This window comes from Candidatus Zixiibacteriota bacterium (assembly GCA_035380245.1).
In the GTDB taxonomy this organism is placed as follows: domain Bacteria; phylum Zixibacteria; class MSB-5A5; order GN15; family FEB-12; genus DAOSXA01.
Genome location: DAOSXA010000001.1, coordinates 40,709 through 62,007, shown reverse-complemented (window position 1 = coordinate 62,007; position 21,299 = coordinate 40,709). Strand labels below are relative to the sequence as shown.

Here is a 21,299-nt window from a genome sequence, read left to right as displayed (position 1 = left end):
CGTTGGCATTTTATTAACTGATAATTGTAATAGCATGGTGTGTGCCGGGCAGCGTAAGTCATAGAAATGTAACGATATAGCTATTGCAGAAAGCGGTGCTGAATCAGGCGATTTTGTGGCGTTATGCCACACTGGGGCAGATGTCTACAATGTGATGCTTTTGAAAAGGTGATCTGTGAACAGATCAATCCGCATCGGAAGAGGGCTCGACTGATATCCCGTAGCGCTCAATTTTCCGATAGAGCGTCTTGCGATCCATCCCGAGAATCGTAGCCGCGGTCGACTTGTTGCCGCCGGCGGCCGTCAGAACATGGGTAATATAGCGCCGCTCGACTTCGTCCATCGGGACCAGTTCACCTGGGATGTTGGACATGACGATCGGACTTGATGCGGTGTGTCCGGAGATTTTGTCGGGCAGGTCATCGATCACTAGTTTGTTGTGCTTCGTAAGAGTTACCGCGTGTTCGATACAGTTTCTCAGTTCACGAACATTTCCGGGCCAGGGGTAGGCAAGCAGCTTTTGGGCAACCGGTGTTGACAAGCCGCCAACTTCTCTTCCGGTGCGGGAGGCGAATTCCTTGATAAACCGTTCGGCCAGAAGCAGGATATCGTTGTCTCGTACTCTCAACGGCGGCAGGTTGATCGGGATGACGTTGAATCGGTAAAACAAGTCTTGACGGAAATAGCCCTCGTGGACCATGTGTTCGAGATCGCGATTGGTGGCGGCGATAATGCGGATATCGAAACTCTTCTCCTGGGTACCGCCAATCGGGCGCACCGAACGCTGTTCGATAGCACGCAGCAGTTTTGGTTGTAATGATAGAGGCATTTCACCGATCTCGTCCAGCAGCAGAGTGCCGCCGTTGGCCTGAACGAAAAGGCCGTCATGATCGGTGCGTGCGCCGGTGAATGAGCCTTTGACATGACCGAACAACTCGCTTTCGAGGAGCGTCTCCGGCATGGCCGAGCAGTTAACGGCCACGAACGGAGCCTCACGGCGGGAGGAGTTGTTGTGCAGGGCGCGGGCAACCAGTTCTTTTCCGGTTCCGGATTCACCGCTGATCAGGACAGAGGCGTCGACGGCCGCGACGCGGCGAATCAACTCGAACAGCTCACTCATCGGATGGCTGGCTCCGATAAGACCGTCGAAACGGGAAGGGGCATCGATCGTCTCATTCAAAATCCGTATTCGTTCGAGTAACCGACGGTGTTCCACGGCACGTTTGAGGATCAAAGCGAGGACATCGAGGTCAATCGGTTTATTGACGAAATCGTACGCTCCGGCCCGAAGCGCCGAAACCGCTGTTTCCATGCTGCCAAATGCCGTTATAACGACGACCGGGATATCGGGACGGCTTTCGACCAGTCGACGACACAATGAAAGGCCGTCCTCTCCCGGCATGTTCATATCGGTGAGCACGACGTCGTATTCTTGCGAATTCAGAACGGAATCTGCTTCCCGGACCGATGTGTGCCAGGATATTTCTAAACCTTTGCGGCTGAGCGAGGCCGCCAGCATTTCGCAGGTGCTTTGGTCGTCGTCGATGACGATCGCTTTTCCGATCATACCGTCTTTCCTAAAGGTAAATAAAGTGTGAATTTAGTGCCGACACCGACAGTGCTGTCAACGGTCAGCCAGCCGCCGTGTTCGGTTGCGATGCCGTGCGCGATAGACAGCCCGAGCCCGGTGCCTTCGCCTACTTGTTTGGTCGAGAAGAACGGAGTGAAGATACGTGAGAGATTTTCCTGGGGAATACCGACGCCGTTATCGATCACTTCAATATACCCATATTCGCCCTCGTCGTCGCCTCTGTCGGCCGGTGGGCAGACGGTTCGTTGACCGTATCCGATAGTGATTAGGCCGCCGTTCGGCATGGCATGTATGGCATTCACGACGAGATTGGATATGATTTGCTGGATTTGCCCGGAGTCCATCATGACCTGGGTAGTGTTCCCGTCGCTGTCCGTCTTGAGTTCCACTTTACTCTGAGAGGCGATTGGGGTTAAAACATGCAACACGTTCCTGACGGGCAACGCGATATCTTCGAGTTTCTTCTCGGAGCGCTTGCGTCGTGCGAAATCCAGTAACTGTCGAATGATACCGGTCATTCGCTCCGCCTGGTTTCTGATGACGGAAGCACTGTCGACTATTTCGTCCCGGGACATTTCCTCATCGGCGATCATCTTGGCGCGACCGGCCACGACATTGAGCGGTGTCCCCAGTTCATGGGCCAAACCGGAGGCAAGTTTGCCGACCGTGGCCAGCCGTTCGGCATGATTGAGCTGCTCGATCGCTTCGATTCTCCGGGCCGTTTCGTGCTCTACCCGACGGTGGGCTTCACCGAGCCTCTCGACCATGTCGTTCATCCCTCGCGCCAGTTCTCCGATCTCGTCGCTGACCTCCGTGAGGTTGTTGCGAACGTCAAGATCACCTTCACCGACAGTATGAGCCTGACGAACCAGAGTGTGAATAGGTCGACCTACCAAATGTATCCCCAGCCACCAGAACAGAAGACTCCCGACAAGGATAAAAGAAACAAAAAGGACGACATGTCGCAGGACCGTCGCTCTCACGTAATTATGCATCAGGGAAAGCGGCTGGGACAGCTCCAGGGCGGTGATGTAAGAAGTGCTCGACTGAACCGGGAAATAAGCAATGTGGAATGACTTCCCCTTAACCTGATATTCGGAGAACAATAGTTCATGACCGGTTTCCAGCGGGCGCAGATCCGGTATGGTTGCCAGGGGAGCATCGGGATTATCCGGGGGAACATCGAATCGAACCCAGCGGACGCGCACCAGATTCTCGGAACGATTGGCATCGGCAACGATGCTGCGTACCCGCTCAGGACCGGTGGAGCGCCAGATATCGCTGGCGGAACTGGCCAGAACACTGCCCAGCAGGTAAGCATGCAGGTTCATATCGGAACGAAAAAGAGCCACCTCTCGCTGCACGACAAGATAGCTGTTGATAGCCATCAGAATCGCCACGACGATTATCAAAGCCACCATTATCTTGAATGCAAGTCTCATTGGTCAATCTCCCTATTACAACCGGCTGCCCCTATAACCCTCTCTGCCGGGCATCGGAATTTTATACACACCGCGTTTCCGGTCGTCACGGTGTATTCGTTTCTCCGGTAGTTACCTGTCGAGACTATCAGCCTGTTGTAATAGAGGTCGGCGATTGCGCTCGATCCGGTAAGCCCAGGCGATCAGGAGCCATTGAGACATTCCCTCAAGTAACAAGCAAAGTTAAAAACAGGTCCATAGTGAGCGCAATAGGCCGATATCCGGGACCGTAGGATAATAAATTTATCCAGTTAACTTGTTTTATAGCAACAACTAAATAAAATAATGAAAAAAGTCATAACGTTTCCGATAAATGATCCGTATATTTAACTAAATAGTTGGTTTAACTGAAAGGTTAGTTAAATGAGTAGTGATCCCGAGAGGACTGAGGCGGAATCAACTCGAGCGAAAATTATCAATGCCGCTGTTGAGGAGTTCGCCGAATATGGTAAAGCAGGCTCTCGGGTTGACCGGATAGCCGGACGAGCCGGGGTGAACAAAGCCATGATTTACTACCATTTTCAGTCAAAAGATAACTTGTACGATGAAACGATTTCCGATCGCATCACATCGGTTGCCCAGCGTATATACGACCGGGTGGTCAAGCTGGACACTCTCAGAGATGTTATAGGGGCGATATTGGAATCACATACGATGATTTTTACTGCCAACCCCGCCCTGCGTAAAATAATGTTGCGGGAGTTGGCGAACGACGACAGCGCGATCATTGATAAGGTGGGGGAGACTTTCCGCCGGTCCGGAGTTCCGGAAGTTCTCCGTATGCGCCTTTTGGACGGTGTAAAAAGCGGTCATCTGCGGAATGTCAATGTCCTCCATACCATGACGTCTTTGATATCCATGAGTGTCGGATTCTTTCTGATGCTTCCGATTATGCAGCGGGTCATGGAATTCCCCGATGCCGAAAAGATGATTGCCGAACGTAAGGAGGCTGTAGTGGATCTGCTTCTGAACGGAGTGTTAGCACGATGAAAGCGATATTACTGATAACCATGAGCTGGTTTTGCCTGACGGCGGGTTTTTCAGGAGCGGTCGATCTGACTTCAGCTCAGGCGGAACAGATGGCGCTGAATCATTCCTGGGACCTTAAAAAAGCTCGAGCCGAGAGCGAGGCGTACCAGGCTGATCTTAAAGCTGCCCGAGCGGGTCGTTTCCCGAATATCACGGCCGATGCCACCGCTCTCCACAATAGCGATATTTCCCAGCTTGATATGGAGATACTCGGGAACCGGATCCAACGCGATATCGGGCTGCACGAAAACTATCAGACTAACGTGAAAATAAGTCTACCTCTGTACACCGGCGGGAAAATCTCATCGTCGATTGATCTGGCCCAAGCTAATCTGGCGATCAGGAACGCGCTCGAACAGAAATCCTCGGATGATATCCGTTATCTTGCCCGGCAGTCCTGCCTGGAGCTGGCTCGGGCGGACGAACTGGTTGACGCTGCCCGATCATCGCTAACGCGAACGGAATTGCTCCGCCAGGACGTACAGTCGATGTATGACGCGGGCACGGCCGATTCGGTCGATCTTTACGAAGCCGAACTGGCGGTCAACAACGCCTCGCTGGCGGTGGATCAAGCCGCAAGCGGACGACGGAGTCGGGAAATTGTGTTGTCGATGTTGCTCGGTTTGGAGCCGGAGGTTTCGATCAGACTGACCGAAGCATACCCCGCTCCTTCGGAAGTACCTGAAGAACAAGTCGTACTCAACGACAACAAGGCGGAACTGGTGGGGGCGCGATCGGCGATTGAATTAAATCGATCTATCATCAGACTCAATAAGGCCTCTTATATGCCGGACCTGGCTGTTTTTGCCGGGTATGCGTACGGCAAACCGAACCTCAGTCCGTTTGAAAAAGATTTTAACGGTAACGCAACGGTTGGGGCGACGCTCAATTGGTCGTTCAATCTGGGTGGTCGTACCGGAGCACAGGTACGAGCGGCGCGACAACGTCTTGAGGCGAGTCGTCACGAGTACGATCGAGTCCATGAGGCGTTGCTGCAGCAAGCCCGGATTGCTTATGAAAGTCTCAAACTAGCTTATACCGGATACCGCACGGCGGAAACGAGTTATCGCATTGCCGCCGATAACTACCGCCTGGCCAAAGTGAAAAATCGCGAGGGAGTGCTTTCACCCAATCATCTGCTGGATACGGAAGCGGCCCTGAGTCAGGCTGAGGCGATGCTTGCTTCGTCCGAGGCCGACTATCGCCTGGCGCTGAATCAATACGAATACCTGGTTGGCAAGCATGTTCAAGCCAAAGGAGAATGAAATGAGACGGTTATTTGCCATAGTATTGTTGCCGGTTCTGTTGTTGGCTTTCGGTTGCAGCGGTGAACAAGACCGAGCCGGTAGCTCCGGTATTCTGGAAACGGATGAGATAATCGTTTCGGCCGAAGCTGCGGGACGTGTTGACCGGGAGCTCTTCAATGAGGGGTCCGAAGTCAAGGCGGGAGATACGCTGGTAGTAATCGACGCCACCAAACTGGAACTGGAGCACCAGGCGGCATTGGCCGGTAAGGCTTCGGCCGAGGCGCAGTTGAATGCGGCCGAGGTTCGACGGCAACAGGCGGTCGAGTCAGAAAGCTATTTGGAAAAAGAATATGCTCGTATTGCAGCGTTGGTGCAGTCTGGTACCGGAACTACGGCGCGTATGGATCAGATCGAACACGAACTGGCCCAGGCTAAATTGGGAACGGCTACGGCGCGGACAAGTATCGAGTCCATTAAAGCCGAGTTAATGAAAATTGAGGCGGAAATAGCGCGTATCGAACAAGCGATTGCGGATTGCTACCCGGTAAGCGGAATCGACGGGGTGGTGACGGAGAAATTTGTCGACAAGGGCGAGCTGCTTGCACCCGGCAAACCGATTGCCAAGATATCCAATCTCAACCGCTTCCATGTCAAGGTCTACCTGCCGCTGGAAGAATTCTCCCGCATCAAGGTTGGCGATAAAGCCACGGTTGACACCGAGACCGAAGCGGGCCAGTATCCCGGCACGGTCGTCTGGACATCGGAGGAGGCGGAGTTCACCCCCAAGAATGTACAGACTAAAAAATCACGCGCCAATTTAGTGTATGCCGTGAAGGTCAGTGTGGACAACAGTGAAAGAATGCTGAAGATCGGCATGCCGGTTTACGTGACGCTTGACCATGAATAATGCGCTTCAGATAAACGATGTCTCGCGTCGATACGGTTCGATTGCGGCGCTGACTGATTTTTCGCTCGATCTGCCGACGGGACAGATCACGGCGCTGGTCGGACCGGACGGCGCCGGAAAGACCACGCTCATGCGCCTGATCTGCAACCTGATCGACATGGATAAGGGTGAAATCCTTATCGGCGGGCGCAACATGTCCGACCGGTTCGATGAAATCAAGCCGGAGTTGGGTTATATGCCGCAGGTGTTTTCGTTGTATCCGGACCTGTCGGTCGAAGAGAATCTACGTTTTTACGCCGGCATTTTCGACGTTTACGGGGAAGCGTTCGAGAAGCGGGCGGAAGAGTTGTATCGGTTCTCCAACCTCAAGCCGTTTCGCGGTCGACGCGCCCAGGCGCTGTCCGGCGGGATGAAGCAGAAACTGGCATTGTCGTGCGCTTTGATGCACGATCCTAAATTTCTATTTCTCGATGAACCAACCACCGGTGTGGATCCTTTGTCGCGACGACAGTTCTGGGAAATTCTCTTGAATCTCCGTAACGAGGGGGTAACGATTCTGGTCTCCACGCCTTACATGGACGAAGTGGCGCGGGCCGATCGGGCTTGTTTCATTTTCGGTGGCAAAAAGCTGGCGGAGGGGACTCCCGATGAGTTGCGGCACTTGTTCGAAGGGCGCTTGTATTATCTCGATGTGGAGCCTGCCTCGACGCTGGTTGAAAAACTAAATAACATCGAAGGGATTACAGCTCGTCGATTCGGGGCGGGATTGCATCTCAGTATCGATCGTGATGATGATATCGAGCATTATCGCGCCGGGATAGAACGTTTGGGACTTGATTTCAATGCGATAAATCCGATCGAAGCGGATCTCGAGGATTGTTTCATTCAACTCATGGAGCGGTTGTCATGAACAACGCCGTTGAAGTTGTCAATCTGACTCGGCGGTTCGGTGATTTTACCGCTGTTGACAATATCTCGCTGACGGTCGCGAAGGGGGAGATATTCGGATTCCTCGGAGCCAACGGCGCCGGTAAGACCACTGCGATCCGTATGTTGTGCGGATTGCTCATGCCGACCTCCGGCAACGGTCGCGTGGCGGGTTGCGATATCATAAAGGAATCGGAGCGGATCAAGTCACGAATCGGGTATATGTCGCAGAAATTTTCGTTATACGGCGATCTGACCGGACGTGAAAACATGGATTTTTACGGTGCGGCGTATGGGATGAGCCGAAAAGAAGTGAAGCAAAGACGCGATGAACTGGCGGCGCGCTTGCATCTGGAAGATATCCTGGACCGTCAACCGGTCTCGTTACCGATCGGCTGGAGACAAAGACTGGCGCTGGCGGTATCGTTGCTGCATCGTCCGGAAATCATTTTTCTGGACGAACCGACCGGCGGCGTCGATCCGGTTTTCCGGCGCAAGTTCTGGTCGATTCTGTACGACCTGGCCGAAGAGGGTGTGACGGTGTTCGTAACTACTCATTACATGGACGAGGCGGAGTACTGCGGACGAATCTCGATCATGCACTGCGGGAAAATCGTTGAATTAGGCAAGCCGTTCGATTTGATCGCCAAATATAAAGCGCCGAATCTCGAAACGATGTTTATCGACTTGATCGACAGCCGGGGAGGCGAATGTGCGAAAGATTAAATTTATTGCCGTCAAGGAATTCTATCACATTCTTCGCGATCCCAAATCGCTGGCTATCGCCATCGCCATGCCGATCATAATGACGCTGCTGTACGGTTATGCCATCAACCTCGATATCAAGAACATCAACATAGCGATAGTCGATTACGACAAAACGATTGAGTCAACCGAGTTGATTGACGCCTTTTACGCGTCACCTTATTTCTCGCGTCCCGAAAATCCGGTTTCTCTGTCCGATCCTCAGGCCGCCATGCGTTCTGACGACGTAACGGCGGTGTTGTATATCCGACCCGGGTTCGCCGAAAAACTGCGTAATGGGCAAACGTACGAGTTGGGGATGACCGTCGACGGCTCCGACAACAACCTCGGCGCGGCGGTGATGAACTATTCCAAGGCGCTGGTTAATACGTTTATTCTCGAACATCTGCCGGTCGGCGTGGAAGTACCCCAGGTCAGGCTGGCAATCCAGAACCTGTACAATCCGGATCTGGAGTCCTCGCATTTCTTTGTCCCGGGTCTGGTGGCGATTATCCTGATGATGATCTCGGCTCTGCTGACCTCGATCACCATCGCCCGTGAAAAAGAAACCGGCACGATGGAGCAGTTGTTGACGGCGCCGGTGACGCCCTGGCAGATTTTAACCGGTAAGATCATCCCGTACATCGGTCTGGCATTGCTCGATGCCGTCCTGGTGCTGGTTGCCGCCAGGTTGTTGTTCAATGTACCCTTCGTCGGTTCTCAAATACTCCTGCTGGGATTTGCTTTGATATACGTGGCGACGGCTCTTTCGCTTGGCGTCCTTGTCTCCGCGATGGTAAAGACGCAACAGGTGGCGATGATGCTGGCCATGATGCTGACGATGCTTCCGGCAGTGATGCTCTCCGGATTCATTTTCGCTGTCAAAAACATGCCCGTAGTACTGCAACTTCTTTCGAACGTAATACCGGCCAAGTTTTTCGTGACGATTATTCGCGGCATCGCCCTCAAGGGGGCCGGGCTTGACGTTCTGGCCATGCAGGGCCTCTACTTGATTATTCTGATGACGGTGTTGATGCTGATTGCCGGCAAGAAATTTACGCGGAGGATTGCCTAATGAGTCGGGCTTTGATCGGAGTCGTGAAAAAAGAATTCATTCAGATTCTTCGCGACCGCAACATGATTCGCATCATCTTCCTGATGCCGGTAATTCAGTTGCTGCTGTTCGGGTATGTCGTGAATATCGACGTTAAAAATCTGAGCCTCGATGTATATGACTTCGATCGTACCCATGAGTCTCGCGAGCTGGTCCGATCGGTAGGGGCCTCCGGGTATTTCACGCCAAACGATACGATCATGGCGCTGCAACATCTTGAAGATAATTTCAAGCGCAGTTCTTCGGATATGGCAATCGTTATACCGCCGGGTTTTGCCCATGACTTGATGAATCGTGAGAACCCGTCTGTTTCACTTATAACCGATGGCTCCAATGCCAACCAGACAGCTATCGGGATCGGTTATATGGGGCGGTTGATGCAGATATTTATCAGTGCTTACTACGGTGTCAGTATCCCGCTGGATCTGCGTTTCGATGTCCTGTATAATCCCGAGGCGGAATCGGTCTATTTCATGGTGCCCGGGATCGTGGCGACCTTATTGACGATGGTTACGGTTATGCTGACCTCAATGGCGATCGTACGAGAACGTGAGTTGGGTACGTTGGAACAACTCATGGTGACACCGATCAAGGGGCGGGAGTTGCTCCTCGGCAAACTGATACCTTTCGCGATCCTGGGCTTTCTGGAGACGATTATCGCCTTGACCTTCGGCGTACTCTGGTTCCAGGTACCGTTCGTGGGATCTTCGGTGCTGTTGTTCGCTTTGGCCGGACTTTACCTGGTCACCCCGTTGGGGATCGGGTTGTTTTTCTCGAATGTGACCTCGACCCAGCAGCAAGCGATGTTTTTTGCCTGGTTCTTTTCGGTGTTCGCGATTCTGACTTCGGGATTCTTTACGCCGATTTCTAATATGCCGACCTGGATGCAGTACCTTACCTATCTCAATCCGATGCGGTATTTCATCGAGATCACCCGAGCGATCATGATGAAAGGAGCCGGGCTGCAGGACCTGGTGTTCCAGGTAGTGATGCTGGCAATCTATGGCGTGGCGGTTTTTGGGTTGTCGGCGATGCGCTTTTCCAAGCGAGTGTCGTAAGCGACTAATCCTGATCCAGGCCGGTGCGTAGATCGAAACCTGACTGCCTGAGATTCTTCAATATCCCACGGCTTCGCTTCTCTACGATTTCACGTGAGAATTTCTGCACCGACAGGGCTTCGGCAATGCCGTGGATGTTCTGTTGGGCCAAAGTATTCTTGCGCTCTTCGGGGACTTTGTCCCATACATGGTCGCGCTCGTCGTACCAACGATTGATATCCTCGGCTTTGGGAAGGTGATAGCAATTGCGATGCACGACCGCCTCGAGCGGCAGCCGCATGCTTTTTTGAGGGAGAGCCTCGGGATATCCAAGACATACCAGACCGGCCGGGAAGACCAACTCGGGCGCACCGAACAGTTGCTGTATGTCGAGTTCAACGCCACTGCCGAGGCAGCAAGTACCGAGCCCAAGGCTTTCGGCGGCAGCGACGGCATTTTGCATCGCAATCAAAGCATCCCAGATCGCCATGAAGAAGTTGTAAGGTCGATTACAAACGATTTCCCGTTCGGTATGGAGATTGATCCAGCTTTTTACACGATGCAAATCCACCAGCGCCAGGATCGCTGCCGGACAACCTGAACGCTCGATAAACGGGACTTCAAGGGCTTCATCGAGGCGTTTCAAGTCCTCCGGTCGATCGATTACGAGCAGAGTGTACATCTGAAGGTTTCCGGCCGTAGCGGCTCGGGTAGCAGCTTCCAGGATCGCATCCATTTTATCCGGCTCAATCGGCTGCGGGCGATATTTCCGTACCGAACGATGGTTCGTCAGGCTTTCTATCACAGCGTTCATAGAATCCGCCCTTAATCCGTTACTATCCAGGCGGTGTCGAAGTCAAAGGCTTGTTGCACGATATGCCCGGTAATGTTGCCGTTGCTGTTTCTGATGAATGTGATTGTGGTCATGGGATCGCGAGCGAAATAGAACCGATCTTGTCCCTCAGGCAGTATTGGTTTCCCCGTCCCGTAACCGAGTTGAGACATCAGGTTACCTCGATACAGCTCTATCGTTCTGATTTCACCGTTGGTTGTTTTGTATCGGCCCTCGTATTGAGTCAGGCCGGCCGAGTCTATAGTGATCGGAGTTTTTACCCTCGGTTCGTCACAAACTTCACCAAGCGCCAGAGCTGCCAGGCCATTGGCGACGGCATGAGTCGGAACGGCCACATTGTTGCTCAAGACGACTACGCAAACCCGGTCGTCGACCCAGCGCTGAAACGTTGAGACATATCCCGGTACTCCGCCGCCGTGAGCGGTGAGTCGATAGCCGCCGAAGTCATCGATCAGCCAGCCGTAGCCGTAGGTCGGGGAATAAGGGGTAAGCATGGAGTCGATCCACACGTGAGGCAGAAGTTCTGTACTGTACAAAGCCTGGTTCAATTTGAACAGATCGTCTACGGTCGAGGCCAGTGACCCGGCGGCATAACCTGCGCTGGGATTTATTGGCGGAACTTCTACCAATTGACCGGTTCGGTCGGGAGCGTAACCTTTGGCGAAGTCCTCGCGTTGGGCATAATCCTCGAAAACGCCCGTGTTGGTCATGCCGGACGGTTGGCAGATCGCGGAGTCGATGTATTCAGCCCAGGGCATTCCCGTGACTTTTTCAACGATAAGACCAAGAAGAACGTAGTTAGAGGAACTGTAAGTATACCGGCTGCCGGGTTCGAATTCCAAGGGCTGGTTGCCAAAGAACGCGACTATTTCCTCGGGTTCGATATGTTCATGTATCTTCATGGCGTATTCGCGGTTGTTGATCAAGTCCGGGATGCCCGAACGGTGACAAAGCAGATCGTGTACGGTAATGCGTTTGGCTCGCTCGGCAGGGTAGATGTCGATATAGCGGTCCAGCGTTGCGTTCAAATCGATCAAACCGCGATCGGTCAGTTGCAACACGGCTATCGCCGTGAACGGCTTGGTCATGGAGCCGATCAGGAATTTAGTGTCAGGCCGGTTCGGGATGTTCGCCCCTCGGTCGGCACAGCCAACCGCTCCCCGGGCCAGAACCGAATCTCCCCGGGCAACGAGATAAGCACCTTGAAACTGCCATACCTGAGCGGCTTCCTCCACGAAAGCCCGGTACCTGGATTGGTCCGAGACGGTGTTGTCACATCCCAGTGATAATAGCGCGAGCACGAGTAGAAATGCTGCCGACAGCAACGTAAATCGAGTAACGGTTGAATGTGGCCTGTTCATGATTCTTCCTCCGTTTCGTTCGGCAGCCGTGATACCGTCCAGGCAAGGAAGGCCGAGGGGAGGGTATGCGCTGAGTACAGCAGCACCCAAAATACGACCAGCAGTTGGATACCCTTGCCGAGTCCGAAAACGACCAGTGTCAATATGATTAACAGCGACAGAATGCTGAATACGACGTAGGCCTGCCTCAGCGATCGCAAGGTTTCTTGAATCTCACGCTCATCGAGTGCATCGGCGCGGGAATGAACCAGACGCCAGAGTCCCGAACGAAGATGGACCGGTACGAATGTGATAACAACGATACCGACCGACAACCAGAATCCGATCTTGATCGTGAGGCTCCAGCCGTAGAGATTACCGGCGACGCTTAACAGGAGACCGGCCAGCAGGAGGGCATAGTTGATCAGGACACCTGTTCGACGTCTGGTCAGGGTATTGGATACGGACATGTCTTCAATCCTCTTTGTGTTTGGTGCGGTACAACTCTTCACTCAGGGCGGGCATCGGCCGGGGAGAGAAGATCATTTCTACCGGCAGACCGAAAACCTCGCTCACTCGGAAAGCAAGATCAAGGCTGGGATTGTATTCGCCTCGTTCGAGGTATCCGATTGTCTGCACGTTGACGTCGATTAACTCCGCCAGTTGTTTTCTGCTCAGGCCTCGTTCCTGACGAAGCACCGCAATTCGATTGTATAGTTTTCTGCTCTTCATGGCGTTAATATATATTCATTTGTTGTAAATATACAACAATTAGTTGTATAATGTTTCATTTTATTGAGGTAAATATCTATTCTTCCGCTCCGCTATGAGGTGGTAGGATAGTTATCGTGTTAGATAATAATAGCTTACAGCGATCATGTCGGTGCTATTTATTCAGACCGGTGCGCAAAGCCAGGATGGCCAGGATGACCGTTATCGGGGCGAAGATTGTGTTTTCCGCTGCAACTCCCGAAGCGAGATTACCTATAAGATTGACTGCGAAATAGGCCGCGATGATCCATACGCCGATACGAGGTCCCCTACGGTCGAGGCGCATGCGGATATCGCGCAGGCGCAGCGTCACCACCAGCAGGAACATCAGGGTGACGAACAGAGCGATGGCCTCTTTGATAATGAGTTCGGTGGAGTCGATTATCTGGCCGCCCAAGACGATCTCAGCCGGTACAACTCCCGCAAGCGTACCCACGTGAAAAATCGCTAGTAGAACAAGGGCAACCTGCAAGGTGCGACCGGCCGCGGCGGGAGTGAAGATTTGCTTAAAATTCAACAAGGAATGGTTCCGAGCAAAACGTTGCTGGTGGTGTCGAACATCGGGTTATTATAACCTTCGCATCGGACCAAAGCAACGAGATTGCGGCCGTTCGGACTGTTGCTTCGCGGTTACTGCTTTCGGAGGTTAACCGCTGCCGTGCTGTCGCTCGATATTTCCGAGCGCCGACCGCAAAGCCCCTCGCCGCTTAAATGAAGTTGATAGCGGCTCACCAGGGCGGGATCGGTCGCGGCGACGGTGAAGGTCAGGAATCCGCCCTGAAATCGCAGGTTGGAGAGTTCGCTCCGGTCCGCTCCGATCGTGATGATGCCGGTAAGAATGTTTCGTTCAGAGTCGAGGGTGAGGTCGACTGAGATCGAATCGGCCTTTTCGGCGGTCGTGATCGTGCCTGTCCAACGACCCGCGATTTCAAGAGCTTCGGAGCTGATGTTCTCCATTCGAGTGTCGATGACGTGCGCCAGCGTCGACAGATCGGTATTCTGATCCTCGATCAGGTATTTTCGGAAACCGTCGTCCATATCGCACAAGAGACCGAATATATCGGCTAACAGGCTGTCGTTGCGCTCCGACCGGAAGGGGATCAGCGATGCACGGACATCTCCCTGCTCCGGATCGTTTACATCCAGGATCAACAGGTCTGAGCCCGGCGCGAAATCCTCCGGACCGAACGAGAAGAAACGGATCTCCGGGCTTACGTTGGTGCGGAAGTAGACGGTCGACCGGACGACATCGAAAACGACCGACCAGCGGACGTTGGAGCTCATTTCATCGAGCACATGGAAAGAGTATTCGACAGGATCCTGTTTGTCATAATCAGCAAGCAGTTTGGCGCCGTAGATGAAACGCGGAATTTCTTCATGCACTTGATGAATTTCGAGATCACCTCCGAATCCCTCGTATTGCCGGAGCCATTCTAATGCTTCGGGATAAATGGAATTGCAGCAGAGCGGGACCGGCATCTCCGCGCCAGTGTAGATCACCGGTGAGCCGGCGATGAAATCGACGATTGCCGTTGCTCCGGAGCGGTCGGCAAGGAAATAGTGCCAGCCCCAGCCATCGAGATTGATGTGATCGATATGGGTGATTACCTCGGTCACGCTATGGTAGTTGTCCAACAGATATTGCATCCATTGAGTCTGAAAAAGCGTGGGGCAAAGGCTGTCGCCAGGGTACTCGGTGTCGAAACTCATTTCCCATACGAACAGACCGGCCTCGTTCATACCGCCGTCCGGCAGTTCTTTGCCGAAAGGGCTAAATGTTATCGAGCCGTACTGAGATCGCCAGATAAGTGATACCGTCGGAGTCTCGTTAACACGTGTGAGATCGGACCAGGCAAATCCCTGTTTGACTTCGCCCCGGGGATTGACAAAGACCAGGCCGGGAACGGAGGCGGAGTTGCCTTGATTGAGGCTGTGGACATAATACAGGCTGTTGTCGGTTGTCAGCCGAAAGCTCGTGCAGGGGAAGGCGCTGCATGTTAGGAGTATGATTGTCAGGATTGCCGCAGCCGTAGTGCGGTTGAAAATATGGGACATGCCGACGGCCTCTCGTTTGTCTTTTTTATTCTGCCTATAGCAAACGTCGCTGAAATTCAGCGACGTTCACTTTTTTTCAATCAGATTAGACGCCCGAAAAGGCGATATGTTGCAGCGGTGGTTCAATCACCGAAAAGCTGCTTAGTAGCTATGGTTGTCCAGCTTAACCTTACCCCGGAATATCCAGTAGACGGCTGAAGTGTAGGCTATTACCAGCGGCATGCCGATCAGGGCGATGATGGCCATGATCTCCAGCGTTTTTTCCGAGGAAGCTCCGTTATAAATAGTCAGACTGTTGGCGGCATCGGGACTGGAGAGGATCAGGTTCGGATACATGTTGACGGCGAACAGCAGCAGCAAAGCCGCCAGCGTTGCGCAGGACGACAAAAACGCACGGAAATAACGTTTATTACGAATCTCACGCAGGATATTGACGATTACCAGCACGTTCAGGATCGGTATGATGTACAACCATGGATGCTCACGGATGGTAAGCGTCATGTGAGGGACAAAGAGCATAGTGACGACCGTAAGGGCAACATAGCAGATGATGAAGATAGTGGTCGTTTTGTTGATCCAGCCGGTTACTCTTTTAAGGAGTTCCCCTTCGGTTTTCAGGGTGAGGTAGATCGATCCGTGCATCACGAAAAGCGCCACCGTTGTGATGCCAACCAGGACCGCATAGGGATTGAGCAGGCTCAGGAAGCTGCCGGTGAAGACATGGCTCTGGTCGAGGGGAACACCCCACGCGATATTGCCTAAAGCCACGCCCAACAACAAAGCGCCAAGAGTGCTACCGATACTGAATCCGACGTCCCAGGTTTGACGCCAGCGTTTACTCTCGCGTTTGGAACGGAACTCGAGTGCCACGGCGCGGAAGATCAGGGCAAGCAGAAGCAGCATCATCGCCAGGTAGAAGCCGGAGAACGAAGTCGCGTAGACTTCCGGGAAAGCCGCGAACAAAGCGCCGCCGCCGGTGACGAGCCAGACTTCGTTGCCGTCCCAGACCGGTCCGATGGAGTTGATCATCACCCGTCGCTCGGCATCCGACTTGGTGAACAGATGCAGGGCGCCGACACCAAGATCGAAACCGTCCAGGATCGCATAACCGGCCAGCAGCACGCCGACCAGGGCAAACCATAATGTATTAAGGTCAATACTCATGCCTGATGTCCTCCCGTAGCGGCGTCATCGAGAGCCGGTTGAGGGTGAAGCTCCGGACCATGCTGAATTTTCCCGTTCAGCAGGTAGATGAACAGGACGAACAACAACAGATAAACCAATCCGAAAAGAATCAATGAGGTCCATATCTCACCGGCCGTGACAGCTTCGCTGGCGGCGTCTTTGGTCCGCAGCAGACCATAGACAATCCAGGGCTGGCGGCCGACTTCGGCGCTCATCCAGCCGAGCTGATTGGCCATCTGAGGCAGCAGTACCGAGAACACCAGAATCCATTGCAACCAGCGGGCGTCACCCAGTTTACCGCGCCAGTCGATTACCAAAGTTAACAGGGCAAGTGCGATCAACCCCATGCCGATCGCTACCATAATGTGGTATGATTGGAAAACGATATTAACCGGCGGACGATCCTCCTCGGCGAAGGCCCTCAATCCGGCCACCGGGGTGTTGCTGTCAAAATGAACCAGCCAGCTTAAAAATCCCGGAATTTTTATCCCATAGGCCTGTTGCCCCTCATCGTCGACCCACCCGAACAGATACAAATCGGCCGGAGCTGAGGCCTCGTAATGTCCTTCAAACGCCGCCAGCTTGGCCGGCTGTGTCTCGGCTACTGTTTGGGCCGAACTGTGACCTGTTACCAACTGCATAAGTGAAGAAACCAGGGCGATGGCGACGGCAATTTTAATCGAGCTAAAAGCGAACTCACGGTGTTTTCGTTTCAGCAGATACCACGCGGCGACGCTGAGAACCAGGAACGCCCCGGTCTGCCATGCCGCCATGTATACATGGCTGATGCGGTCAATCGTCGAAGGATTGAAAACCAGAGCCCAGAAATCGGTGATTTCGGCGCGGATGCCGTTGGCTGTTTCAACCAGATGATATCCGGCCGGAGTTTGCTGCCAGGAATTGGCAACCAATATCCAGACCGCCGATAAATGTGCCCCAAACGCTACGAGTATCGTGGAGATGAAGTGTGTTCGAGGTTTGACCTTGTCCCAGCCAAACAGGAGAATAGCCAGAAAACCGGATTCGAGGAAGAACGCGAAAACACCTTCAGCCGCCAGAGCACTGCCGAAAACGTCTCCTACGTAGCGTGAATAAATCGACCAGTTGGTGCCGAACTGGAATTCCATTACGATTCCCGAAGCGACACCGAGGGCGAAAATCAGCCCGAATACCTTTACCCAGAAACGAGTGATCGTTTCATAGAGCTTGTTGCCGGTCTTGAGGAAAAGTCCCTCGGATATGACCAGAAAAAGCCCAAGTCCGATCGACAACGGCGGGAATAGGTAGTGGAAGGCTATCGTAAGAGCGAATTGCACTCTTGAAAGGAGAACCGGATCATCCACAGGTGTGTCCCTTACTTGGTATTTATTACGTTTATTTGTGGGTGCGACGAGCACGAGACTCGCAACAACCGCCGTTTCATACCTGCGCTATTTCATAATTTGAAGTAGCGGGCTCAATTTTTTACATGCCAGTTAAAAGCCATAACGCTATGGAGCTTGTACGGTTCCTTCACAAATGAATTAGTGGGTTATTTTCTTCGTTTTTCTACGCTAGATTGACCTGAGATACGAAGTGATCGATCTACGATTATGATAGGTAGCCAAATCCGACAATACGTGTGAGTCGGTTAGGAGATATCTCGGTGACTTCATTCAAGATATTATGAGGAGAGGATGTTGTCGTTGTGTTATTATATTGTTATACAATATGATAACATGTAATATAAGCCCGATGACGCTGAATGTTGATATGATATAATCGAAAAAAACTGGAACATCTGTGCTTGACTTGCGGTACAATAGTACATATTATGCAAAAAACGTACTCTTGTACTATATATCAATTTGGAGTAGTTAAATCGGATTATGGATAAAAAGCCTCATATAATCTCATGTGCACAGATTCTTTTTGCCCAGTTCGGGCTTAAAAAAGTCACGATGGATGACATTGCCCGTGAAGCCCATGTTTCCAAGGCTACCCTGTACAAGCATTTCAAGAACAAATCAAGCATTTTCGATACGGTAGTGCAGGGAGAAATCGACTCACTCGTGCAAATTATCCGGGATTCGGTCAATGCTCAGAGTGGGGCCAGGGGAAAACTCCGCGCTCATTTGTCCACGCGGCTCGGTAAGGTCGGCGAGTTTGTCAATTTTTATCGTGTAACTCAGGAATCGTGGGGTGAATACTGGCCTCATTTCGCGCGGATACGCAATGCGTTTGTTAAACGTGAGCATGATCTGGTGCTTGGGATTCTCCGGGGTGGAATCGAGATGGGCGAGCTTGAGATCGATAATCCGGACATGGCGGCCTGGGCGCTGGTGCTGGCGTTAGCTTCGGTGGAATATCAATGGGCCTCAATAGAGGGTGAATTCTCTCTGAACGAAATGGTGGATATGATGATAGACATGATTTTCAACGGGATAGGAGTGCGCCATAATGACTGAGATCGGTCTCCCTTCGACTACGGCAACGGTAAGGCCGCAATACCGGCCGAGTTACATCGATATCGGGCCGCACCATTTCTTCATTCCGGTTATGGGGACAGGCTTTACGGTCGATTCGCCCTTGCGCGTGGCCCGCTACGGGATATGCTCAGTGATGTCGATTGGCGACGACATCTTGTTGGAGCAAATCAGACGCTATTATACCTCTCTATGGTCGAAGCCGTTCACAGCGATCCGAGGCCGCGATCCTGAAGCCAGAGTGGAGCGTATTCGTACGTACCTGAATTTCGTTCATGATGCCGTTGACGAGCAGATGAACCGGATGCAGGCCGAGTCGTTCAGTTCTTCTGATGATATTGCAAGATATTTCGCGTTATTACCATCGGGTTCATTGCGATCGTTTTATGATACGTACAAAACTTGTTCGGATACGGATAAAAGCAGGTTTGAAGCCGGCCTCCGAAGCGCTTTGCGAGCTGGTAGCGCCGATGTCAATATCATGACGAGAGTCGATGCCGAACAAAGGTATGAAAACGGCAAAGGCATACCGGAAACCGGACTCGCGATGACAGCCCTGCGCGGTTTTGCCACCAGCAAACTGCGGTCCAGCGTGGTTCTCTCGGCCGGCATCAACAAACGGCTCTTCGCCTATATGGCGCAGTTCGAGGATTTTTTCCCAACCCTGCAGGCGCCGCCGACAAAGAGTATTATTCTTAAGGTGAGTGATTATCGCTCGGCACTGCTGCAGGGAACCATTCTTGCCAAGCGTGGATTGTGGGTGTCCGAGTTCCGGATCGAATCCGGTCTTAACTGCGGCGGACATACTTTTCCAACAAAGGGACAGTTGCTGGGAGCGGTTTTGGAGGAGTTCCGGGTGAAACGGGAGCGCCTGCAGGATGAATTGAGGAACTACTATGCAACTGCCTTACAAACACTTGGGAAAACACCCTTCGGTACACCGTCGTTTCTGCTGTCGGCGCAGGGAGGAGTGGGTACGGCATCGGAACATCACATGTTGCGGGAATGCTACGGCGTGGACCGGATTGGCTGGGGGACGCCTTTCCTTTTCGTGCCGGAGGCAACCAATCTGGATGGCCGACATCTGCGGAAGCTCGTTGCCGCCGGCGACAATGATGTAACTTTAAGTGAGGCTTCTCCGCTGGGAGTGCCTTTTTGGATTTTGAAGGGTACCACCAGTGATGAACATCGCCTCAATCGCATCGCCGAGGGAACTCCGGGGCGAAGATGCCGGAAACATTTTCTGGCGATGGACTCAGAGTTTGCACGGCCGCCTCTGTGCCGTGCCTCGCGGCAGTATCAGACCAGGAAACTTGACCAAATTGAGGCGGGAAACTTGCTGCCGAACCTGAAAGAAGCCGCCGTGCGAATTCTACAGAGCAAAACCTGCCTGTGCATGGACCTGGCCGGCAGCGCTCTCAATCGACTTGGCATCGATAAGGATGTACATACTGCCGTGTGCTGTGGCCCGAGCGCCGTGGATTTCAGCGCCGTCTATACGCTTCAGGAAATGGTGGATCATATCTATGGGCGCTGTGCGCTGAGTCTTCGTCATTCCAGACCCCACATGTTTATCCGTGAATTGTCGCTTTATGTGGATTATCTGAAAAAACAAATCGCCGATTGCACAGTTGAGATCAACGAAACCCGAACCCGGTATCTCGATGAATTCAAACAGGGGCTTCTATCGGCGATAGCATACTACCGTAGTTTGTCCAACGATCCCGAGACGTTGAGTGTATCGTTTCGTACCGCATTGGCCGAGTTCGAAGAAAGGATTTCATCCATGCTAAAGGCTGCAACGGAGGGATTAGCCGGCAGCGCCGAGGGATTTTGCCTTATCCCGGCCGGTGGAACGGTGTGAAATGTCAGGGCGGCTGTAGTTCTGAATTGGGGCAACGAAGTAACGGTTCATAACCGGTGGTTTCTTTTTCGGGCAATCGGTAATCAGTTAAAGCCATCTCTTGCGTTTTAGTGCCGGATTCGCGTAATTGCTGCGAAAGGCACTAAACCATGTTTTTATTCGACCGTCCTCATACATCCGGATTAACCCGTAGCCTGGTATGGCTGATTGCGGTCTGGCTGTTCGTGGTGGTGGTCGATATCGATCGTTTTCACAATCACAATTGCCTCGAACATCCCACCAACTGCTGCGGAGATCACGATTGCTGTGGTACGACACATTGTACTGCCGCCGACGGAATTTACTGCTTCAATGAAGCCGGTGAGGCCACTCACGGATCGCATGGTTGTGCCGCCTGTCGTTTCTGGACGACTCTTTCATCGTCGGATTTTGTTGTTTTAGCCGGGGATCCCTGTAATGACGGAATCTCGGCTTTGAGTGTCGCCGAAGAGATCATGAGTCCGGTAGCGGACCTGGTCGTCTGTTTTGGCCGCTCTCCTCCCGTCTCCATCTAGCTCTACATATTAAAACCGCAGTCGATAAGGAGGGCTTGATATTGACTGTTGTCATAACGAATGCGCTCGACCGATGGAAGTCATTTGACGTTTCCTGTTGTGTCGAACGGATATCGTGTATTTATCCCATGAAAG

The 21,299-nt window shown here is 52.7% G+C and carries 20 protein-coding genes; 10 read left to right on the top strand and 10 right to left on the bottom strand.

All coding sequences use genetic code 11. From position 1 onward, the window contains the following. Positions 1 to 184: 184 nt before the first annotated feature. Together PLF13_00220 and PLF13_00215 are read right to left on the bottom strand one after the other, a co-directional pair. Complete coding sequence (locus PLF13_00220) at positions 185 to 1,567, bottom strand: sigma-54 dependent transcriptional regulator (protein HOP05690.1); 1,383 nt, start codon at positions 1,565 to 1,567, stop codon at positions 185 to 187. Next, positions 1,564 to 3,033, bottom strand: coding sequence for an ATP-binding protein (locus PLF13_00215; protein ID HOP05689.1), 1,470 nt, complete (start codon positions 3,031 to 3,033; stop codon positions 1,564 to 1,566). The genes PLF13_00220 and PLF13_00215 overlap by 4 nt, the downstream gene beginning before the upstream one ends. Before the next feature lie 402 nt (positions 3,034 to 3,435). Here PLF13_00215 and PLF13_00210 point away from each other — a divergent pair, with 402 nt between their 5' ends. Genes PLF13_00210 through PLF13_00180 form a run of 7 tightly spaced genes read left to right on the top strand, consistent with a single transcriptional unit; the run spans position 3,436 to position 10,098 of the window. Further along, positions 3,436 to 4,062: a TetR/AcrR family transcriptional regulator gene (locus tag PLF13_00210; protein ID HOP05688.1), complete on the top strand. Its 627-nt coding sequence runs from the start codon at positions 3,436 to 3,438 to the stop codon at positions 4,060 to 4,062. After that, the gene (locus tag PLF13_00205) at positions 4,059 to 5,366 is read left to right on the top strand and encodes a TolC family protein (GenBank protein ID HOP05687.1); all 1,308 of its coding nucleotides are present in this window, start codon (positions 4,059 to 4,061) and stop codon (positions 5,364 to 5,366) included. Before PLF13_00210 ends, PLF13_00205 begins: the two co-directional genes overlap by 4 nt. Before the next feature lies 1 nt (position 5,367). After that, positions 5,368 to 6,255 carry an HlyD family efflux transporter periplasmic adaptor subunit gene (locus PLF13_00200; protein ID HOP05686.1) on the top strand — a complete coding sequence of 296 codons (888 nt, stop codon included), beginning with the start codon at positions 5,368 to 5,370 and terminating at the stop codon, positions 6,253 to 6,255. Beyond that, positions 6,248 to 7,165 carry an ABC transporter ATP-binding protein gene (locus tag PLF13_00195; protein HOP05685.1) on the top strand — a complete coding sequence of 306 codons (918 nt, stop codon included), beginning with the start codon at positions 6,248 to 6,250 and terminating at the stop codon, positions 7,163 to 7,165. The genes PLF13_00200 and PLF13_00195 overlap by 8 nt, the downstream gene beginning before the upstream one ends. After that, positions 7,162 to 7,908, top strand: a complete 747-nt coding sequence (locus PLF13_00190; GenBank protein HOP05684.1) for an ATP-binding cassette domain-containing protein — start codon at positions 7,162 to 7,164, stop codon at positions 7,906 to 7,908. Before PLF13_00195 ends, PLF13_00190 begins: the two co-directional genes overlap by 4 nt. Then, positions 7,895 to 9,001: an ABC transporter permease gene (locus tag PLF13_00185; GenBank protein HOP05683.1), complete on the top strand. Its 1,107-nt coding sequence runs from the start codon at positions 7,895 to 7,897 to the stop codon at positions 8,999 to 9,001. Before PLF13_00190 ends, PLF13_00185 begins: the two co-directional genes overlap by 14 nt. Then, positions 9,001 to 10,098: an ABC transporter permease gene (locus PLF13_00180; GenBank protein HOP05682.1), complete on the top strand. Its 1,098-nt coding sequence runs from the start codon at positions 9,001 to 9,003 to the stop codon at positions 10,096 to 10,098. Before PLF13_00185 ends, PLF13_00180 begins: the two co-directional genes overlap by 1 nt. A gap of 4 nt (positions 10,099 to 10,102) precedes the next feature. Here PLF13_00180 and PLF13_00175 read toward each other — a convergent pair whose 3' ends face one another. From PLF13_00175 to PLF13_00140, 8 genes are all read right to left on the bottom strand, one after another. After that, positions 10,103 to 10,891, bottom strand: a complete 789-nt coding sequence (locus tag PLF13_00175) for a nitroreductase family protein (GenBank protein ID HOP05681.1) — start codon at positions 10,889 to 10,891, stop codon at positions 10,103 to 10,105. 11 nt (positions 10,892 to 10,902) lie between these two features. Continuing rightward, positions 10,903 to 12,291, bottom strand: a complete 1,389-nt coding sequence (locus PLF13_00170) for a serine hydrolase (GenBank protein HOP05680.1) — start codon at positions 12,289 to 12,291, stop codon at positions 10,903 to 10,905. Then, positions 12,288 to 12,740: a hypothetical protein gene (locus PLF13_00165; protein HOP05679.1), complete on the bottom strand. Its 453-nt coding sequence runs from the start codon at positions 12,738 to 12,740 to the stop codon at positions 12,288 to 12,290. The genes PLF13_00170 and PLF13_00165 overlap by 4 nt, the downstream gene beginning before the upstream one ends. Before the next feature lie 4 nt (positions 12,741 to 12,744). After that, positions 12,745 to 13,002, bottom strand: coding sequence for a helix-turn-helix transcriptional regulator (locus tag PLF13_00160; protein ID HOP05678.1), 258 nt, complete (start codon positions 13,000 to 13,002; stop codon positions 12,745 to 12,747). Positions 13,003 to 13,156: 154 nt separating this feature from the next. Next, a complete protein-coding gene (locus tag PLF13_00155) occupies positions 13,157 to 13,558 on the bottom strand; it encodes a hypothetical protein (protein HOP05677.1) in 402 nt (133 codons plus the stop codon). Between the two features lie 113 nt (positions 13,559 to 13,671). After that, positions 13,672 to 15,096: a hypothetical protein gene (locus PLF13_00150; GenBank protein ID HOP05676.1), complete on the bottom strand. Its 1,425-nt coding sequence runs from the start codon at positions 15,094 to 15,096 to the stop codon at positions 13,672 to 13,674. Positions 15,097 to 15,237: 141 nt separating this feature from the next. Then, positions 15,238 to 16,260 (bottom strand): cytochrome d ubiquinol oxidase subunit II, encoded by a 1,023-nt coding sequence (gene cydB, locus PLF13_00145; protein HOP05675.1) that lies wholly within the window; start codon positions 16,258 to 16,260, stop codon positions 15,238 to 15,240. Beyond that, positions 16,257 to 17,624, bottom strand: coding sequence for a cytochrome ubiquinol oxidase subunit I (locus PLF13_00140; protein HOP05674.1), 1,368 nt, complete (start codon positions 17,622 to 17,624; stop codon positions 16,257 to 16,259). The genes cydB and PLF13_00140 overlap by 4 nt, the downstream gene beginning before the upstream one ends. Before the next feature lie 525 nt (positions 17,625 to 18,149). On the opposite strand from PLF13_00140, the gene PLF13_00135 reads away from it, so the two are divergent. The 3 genes from PLF13_00135 to PLF13_00125 all read left to right on the top strand — a co-directional run bounded on the left by PLF13_00135 (position 18,150) and on the right by PLF13_00125 (position 21,164). Then, positions 18,150 to 18,728, top strand: coding sequence for a TetR/AcrR family transcriptional regulator (locus tag PLF13_00135; GenBank protein HOP05673.1), 579 nt, complete (start codon positions 18,150 to 18,152; stop codon positions 18,726 to 18,728). Further along, the gene (locus tag PLF13_00130; GenBank protein HOP05672.1) at positions 18,721 to 20,610 is read left to right on the top strand and encodes a hypothetical protein; all 1,890 of its coding nucleotides are present in this window, start codon (positions 18,721 to 18,723) and stop codon (positions 20,608 to 20,610) included. Before PLF13_00135 ends, PLF13_00130 begins: the two co-directional genes overlap by 8 nt. A 149-nt stretch (positions 20,611 to 20,759) precedes the next feature. Beyond that, a complete protein-coding gene (locus tag PLF13_00125; protein HOP05671.1) occupies positions 20,760 to 21,164 on the top strand; it encodes a hypothetical protein in 405 nt (134 codons plus the stop codon). Positions 21,165 to 21,299: the final 135 nt, after the last annotated feature.